Annotated in this window: 4 protein-coding genes; 1 reads left to right on the forward strand and 3 read right to left on the reverse strand. The window is 53.2% G+C overall.

Annotated elements, in window-relative coordinates; all coding sequences use genetic code 11:
* The 3 genes from B7364_RS08525 to B7364_RS08535 all read right to left on the reverse strand — a co-directional run.
* On the reverse strand, positions 1 to 2,121 hold a 2,121-nt coding region (locus B7364_RS08525), incomplete at its 3' end, for a TonB-dependent receptor plug domain-containing protein (RefSeq protein ID WP_085339579.1).
* A 332-nt stretch (positions 2,122 to 2,453) separates the two neighbouring features.
* Positions 2,454 to 3,188, reverse strand: coding sequence for a L,D-transpeptidase family protein (locus tag B7364_RS08530; protein ID WP_106407592.1), 735 nt, complete (start codon positions 3,186 to 3,188; stop codon positions 2,454 to 2,456).
* Positions 3,189 to 3,299: 111 nt separating this feature from the next.
* Entirely contained in the window at positions 3,300 to 4,124 is an 825-nt protein-coding gene (locus B7364_RS08535; protein WP_085339582.1) for a flagellin N-terminal helical domain-containing protein, read from the reverse strand.
* A 764-nt stretch (positions 4,125 to 4,888) separates the two neighbouring features.
* Between B7364_RS08535 and B7364_RS08540 the strand changes: the two genes are divergently transcribed.
* Positions 4,889 to 5,659, forward strand: a complete 771-nt coding sequence (locus tag B7364_RS08540; protein ID WP_085339580.1) for a hypothetical protein — start codon at positions 4,889 to 4,891, stop codon at positions 5,657 to 5,659.
* Positions 5,660 to 6,127: the final 468 nt, after the last annotated feature.

Raw genomic sequence — 6,127 nt, forward strand, 5'->3', positions numbered from 1 at the left:
TACAACCCCAATTTTGTGCCATAGGTGCTGACGGGGAACAGGTTGAACGAGCAGATCTGCCGCGGTGACGAGGAATGGCCGGGTAATGAAAATCCGGTTCTCCACGTCGATTTGATAGGCATCAACCGTCAAAGAGGTGCCCGCCATTGGCCGCAGAATGAAGCCGACGCCATAATTGGTCGCATCGGCAGGCTTGAGAGGAACCGCGCCATAATAACGCGCCACACCGCTGCCGACAGGGAAAATCCCCTCTTGTACTTGGTTTCCGGCCACGAAGTTGGTGGTGACGTTTTGCAGATTAGACTGGCCAGGCGATGGGGCTTGGAAGCCCGTACCCACAGAGCCACGCAACGATAAAATGTCGGTCGCCTTGTAAAGGGCGCTGATCTTGCCGACCGTTGCCGTGCCAAACGTATCGTAGTCTTCGAAGCGGGCTGCGATACCGCCGCTCAAGCGGTCGGTCAGATCGGCTTCAAGGTCGATATAGATGGCATAATTGCTCTGATCCCACGTTCCAGCGCTCGATGGCGGTGCACCGGCATAGCCGCTCGAAGCGGGCGGCACGGCGATATTGGTTACGCCAGCTGGCAAAGTCGTCACGGGTGCGAAAACGCCCGGAGCCGTTTGAGTGAACAAGCGCTGGACCGTTGCATAGGGGCCAGCCGCATAGGATTGAAGCTCGCCAGTGGGAACGGTGTAGGATTCTTTGCGCCACTCAAAACCACCTGCCAAAGTCAGAGGGCCGGCAAGGCCAACATCCATTGGATAGGTCAGGTCGACGTTAAAGTTTTCCAGCTTTTGCTTGAAGGCCCCGTACTCAAAGCGGGTCTTCGACAAGGGACCGAAAGAGGCGTTCAACGAGTCATACATCGACAAGTCGAGCGAGTTTTCCGAAATGGTGGCCGAAACATCATAGGTTAGGCCAGAGGTGGCCTCGCCCTTAACACCTGCAACGGCGGTCAGCGACTCGGTCAAACCCACAAAACGGGGCGTGAAGCCTGCTGGATAGATGGAACGGAAATCAAACCGGTTATTATCGAGAATAAAGCCACCGGCTGGGCAGGTCGCATTATTGGCTGGACAAGGCGTGGTGAAGAAGGTGTTGCGGAACGCTGCGTTTGCCGCTGGCAGGTTGACCGTCACGCCATTGGCATTCACGGCTGTGCCGGTGATGGTTTGGCGGAAGTTAAAGCTCTGATCGCCTTCGCTGCTCGACGCATTCAAGAATGCGTAAAGCTCCGTTTTGTCAGACAGATCATAACCAGCATTGATTACAGCTTTCCAGCCGAAGGTGGGCGAGGAGCCCCAGATCTGATCTGGACCCGGAAAATTCGGCAGACGGTTCGCGAGGCTTGGATTCTGCTGTTCAAACAAGATGGCAGCGGGACGGCGGGCACCACGGCTGGTGCCTTGGTCGTCAAAATATTCGGCGCTGATGTTGACGAAACCGCTTTCGCCAAGGCCAAGACCCCAGTTTACCGCCAATTGCGCACTTTCACCGTCATCGGCATCCAAGCTTTTGCCATAGCGAGCGACGATTTCCAGACCATCAGCATTGTCGCGAAGCCCAAAGTTCATAACCCCGGCAATGGCATCGGAGCCATATTGTGAGGTTGCGCCATCGCGCAGGATTTGCAGGTTCTTGATCGCAATCGATGGAATAGACGAAATATCTGGGCCATGCGAACCAAAGGACAAAGCCGTATCGCCACCAACGAAGGTTTGCACCAAAGCCGAGCGGTTAAAGCGCTTGCCATTCATCATCACCAAGACCTGATCGCCGGGCAAACCGCGCAAGTTTGGTGAGCGCACGAAAGTACCGGCATCTGCAATGGTGTTTTGGCTGGCGAAGAAGGACGGCACGACGTTCTTAACCGCATCAATCACATTGGCGGTGGATTGGCTGGTAATTTCCGACGCCGTAATCACGTCAACAGGTGAGGCCGATGTCGCAACGGACCGGTCGGTCCGGCGGGTCCCCAAGACCACCACGGTCTCGACTTCCTTTGCAGGTGCGTCTGTGGCGGCAGCAGAGGTACCCTGCGCAAGGGCAGGACTTGAATAAAGGGCACAAGGGCCGACACGAGTGCGGTCGTCATTGCCAGCTGCTTTTGAAACCAATTCTTTCGCATGTTCATGATGCTTCAGCCTCCGGGAAGAGAATTATATTGGGGCTGCAACGGTTGATTGACGGGGCCCCCTCCGTGCCAACTAGGTGTTGCGCCCGCCCCCCTTGGCATAGCGATCGCAACTTCGAAACCAACTAATCGTCACAGAATTGCCACGATTTGGTCACATTCGCGTGAGGATCCGCGAAAAATGCGCGAAATTCTGCCCTGACCCAGAAGTTACAAGCCAAGCAAGACCGCTTCTTGGCGATGGCGCCGTTCCGATATGACTAAAAATTAGGCAGGCGAGCTGACGTCAAAAGGCGGCCATGCCCGCAAATCGAGTCAATCTATGACTTGATAGCGACCGGACTCTACCGACACGACGGGTGGCGCACCGTTCTGGTCAAAAGCATCCTGCACGACCCAAAGATCCGACCAGAATGAAAAATGCTCGCTCTGTCTATGAGACCCGAGCGCGGTCGCGCTCAAAACGAACGGGAAGATGTGGACATCCACTTTGGCTTGGCCAGCGTCATGGGCGGCCGCAACCAATGTCCAAATCTCTTCGATCACCGGGTCCGTCATCGCGAGACACCCAATGCTTTCGCACCGCCCGTGGATCATGATGAAGCTACCAGTACGACCAAAGGCACGGTCATAGGCGTTTGGATATCCGACATTCATCGACAGATGGTAGGCGGAGGCAGGATTCATGGCCTCAGGCGTCACACCATAGACCCCCTCTGGCACTTGTTTGTCGCCCTCGGCCATTTTAGGGCCCAAGCCGCCGGAGGCAGCACAGATTGGCCACGTGGCAAATTCAACAAACCTGCCCCTTCCCGCCGGTTGGATGAAAAGTTGTAATCGCTTTTCTTGCTTAAAGGCTCGGATGAATACGGGGTCGCCTAAAGTGGCCCCAAGCGCGCGCAGCCGGGGCGTAAGCTTTGGGGTCGCCCGCTTCATGGCTGTTTCAGCGCGCAGTGGCCCGGGCAATTCCAACTTCTGGTCGCTGCACGCAGCGTTAAGGACCGGCAGCAGGACCGCGGAAGTCAAAATCGTGGCGCGCCGGGTCATCATGGGATCAATTTAGCCTATTCACATCTGGCAGAATAGGTGCAGGCAACAAGAAAAAGGCCCAAGCGGGTCTGCTTAGGCCAAGGTAGTACGCACGTCTTGTTCCGAGTTATTCTATCGGAAGAGCGACAAAGCCGATTGTGAGGCTGTATTTGCAATCGACAAAGCCTGCACACCCAATTGTTGCTTGGTTTGCAAGGCCTGCAGCTTTGCGCTTTCTTTTGACAGGTCGGCATCCGCAATCGCACCGATCCCATTGTTTAGGGCATCTTGAAGCTTGCCGATAAAGGTGCGGTGCACTTCAAGACGCTTAGCCCCGGCACCCCAAGTGGCCAATTGGGTGCCCAAATTGGTAATCGAAGCATTGACCAAACCCAAAGCGGTGGTGGCGTTGGCTGCAGTATCGAGAGCCGACCCGGTCGTTACAGTTACCACTGATCCGCCAAGCGCTAAACTTGCGCCAGCGACCGTTATCGTGTTGCCGCCGGCAGAGTCACCCAAGGCAACGGCATTATTGGGCGTAGCGGCAATCATATTGGCCCCATCAAACACAGCATTCGCGCCGATGCTGGTGATTTGATCGCGTAATTGCGCAAAATCGGCAGCCAAAGCTGCTTGGGCTGAAGCCGAAAGGCCCGCCTGTGAAGCGGCAAGTGCTTTGCCCTTCATTTCGTTGAGCAGCTCCATAATGCTTTCACCGGCGGCAATGCCGGTATCAAGAATGGACGCGGCTCGGTCGGTAGATTCGCGCACGCGGTCGTACGCGCCGACGTCGGAGGTCATTTTGTTGGCAATTGCCCAAATCGCTCCATTATCTTTGGCTGACGCAACCTTTAAGCCTGTTGAAATCGCATTCTGTGTTTTCGCAAGCTCTGAATTGGTTTTGTTCAATGTTTGCAGGGCCACCATGGCCCCCTGGTTGGTGTTTACACTGAGCATTTCTAGCCCTTTCAATACTAGGTACACCCCCGCTACCAGCGGAGCGCGCTCGTTGTGAACGCCCAACAACATTACCGACGAGTCTTAAACATCGGCTTGATAAAAATGGTTAATTTTACCCTAGAGTCATGCCAGATTGCGATTATCTGAGGTGTTTGTCAGGAAAAAAGCAGCAAGGAATGAAAAGCCTCATTCCTCCTTGTTCTTAATGAGATATTTTCGGATCTATGTTTTTCTGATCAAAACTCAAATATTAATGACCTAAGTTGAATGTCAAAGCTTCACTCTGATGTTCATAAATTTAAATGACCCGCCGTTGTTTCGCACGCTGGCGGATCAATTGGGCGGGCTAACCCAGTCCGTGCATACTCGGTACCTCTGGGTGCCTCACACCACCTTCAAGTCGAGCTTGGCCAGTCAAGGGCGCTAGGAGGGTTGAGGATATGGTTGCCGCGGACCGTGGCGACGGGGCAAAGCCAAGCCTTGAAATCTACATTTCAATATGTGTTGAATTGATACAAAATTCTAAATATCCATGAAATATAATATTAACAATTTTGTCAAAAGAAGGGCAAAACTGGCGCAAATAAACATTGATTATCAAGTTTATAAATATCAATTTTACCAAATAATCATGCATTTCTTATCATTTACTTATGCCTTATTTTGCCCAATTTTCCCTACGGCCCAAATTGGCCTTCGAATTGCTCCCTTTCTCCTAGAAGCCACAGAGGGTTTGCGCTTCATTATAAGGGGAGTTCATCGTGAAAAAGGCAGCAATTATCTCGGCAATCGCGCTTGCGACCTCGTTTGGTGGTCAAGCATTTGCTCAGCAAGCCATCAATGTCTCGCAATTCATGAACAGCAACATTCAGGCAAATACGGTTGGTATTGCCCATGATGTCTGTTGTTCCGTTGGTTTCTCGGCCGTCGCAGGGGCGAACTTAGCCGAAGTCGCTGGCACCGAGTCGAGCGTTTCTTGGAACAATGACCAACGCTTCCGTGGCGATGCCATTGCCACCACATCCGGTCATATTGGCAATATTGGTGGTGACGTAACTTTGAATGCCGCAGCTTTCGCGAACAATGCAGCGGGCTCCTTTGCCGGTGCACATGACGTTGCCATCAACAGCGTCCAACATAATTGGATCGACCCGTCTGCTTATACATCGGGCAATTTGTTCAATATCGGCGGCAATGTGAGTGCAAACGCTCAAGCCAATGGCAATGCTCTAAGCGCATCAGCCCCCAATGCAGCAAGCTTCAACGTCGCGGCTCAACAACATGGTGGCGCAGCGGTCAATGGCGGCATTAACTTGACCGCACAAAATATCACCGGCGATGTTACCGGCATCACCCGCAGCTTCGGCAACTCGATCAGCCTCACCGGTGGCGGCAATATGGCGATCACGGGTCAACAAGTCATGGTGGCCCCGATCCATGCAAACACCTTCATCAGCGCCCACAATGTAGGGGGTTCTGTAATCGGCTCGTCAGTCGCGGTCGGCAACATGTTCAGCATTGGCAAGCCGTAAGGGCTGAGCCAAGCCCCTGAAATCAGGCCAGAAACCTGCGTCGGTTTCTGGCCGTTTCGTTGACTGGGCGCAATGGCCTGATGGACCGGCTTTCAATCAACGCCAAAAGGTCTGATGGCTCTATTGGAAAGTTCAGCCAAGCATAACGCAAGGATTATGGGTTGATATTTTGGCCAATAAACCGACCCCCGAAACAAAAATGCAAATCAACTCATTCCGTTATTCATGAATTGTCCATGATTTATTGGTTAAGTTGATCCCGTACGGGGGACTAAGGTGTAGCAGGTTACGGAGAGAAACCGGCTCAAAATGAAACACATGGCAAGTCATCGTGTCTAAGGGCATGCCCGTTTGACGCGAATTGGTTCGCCAAACGCAAGAATTGACCTCAATCGAGGGCGCGCGTGCCAGTTTTGAGTGGCACCATCATTGCAGACTGAGGTGCAGTGTTCGTCCTAAAGGAGCGAA

This window comes from Aquidulcibacter paucihalophilus (assembly GCF_002105465.1).
GTDB classification, from domain to species: domain Bacteria; phylum Pseudomonadota; class Alphaproteobacteria; order Caulobacterales; family Aquidulcibacteraceae; genus Aquidulcibacter; species Aquidulcibacter paucihalophilus.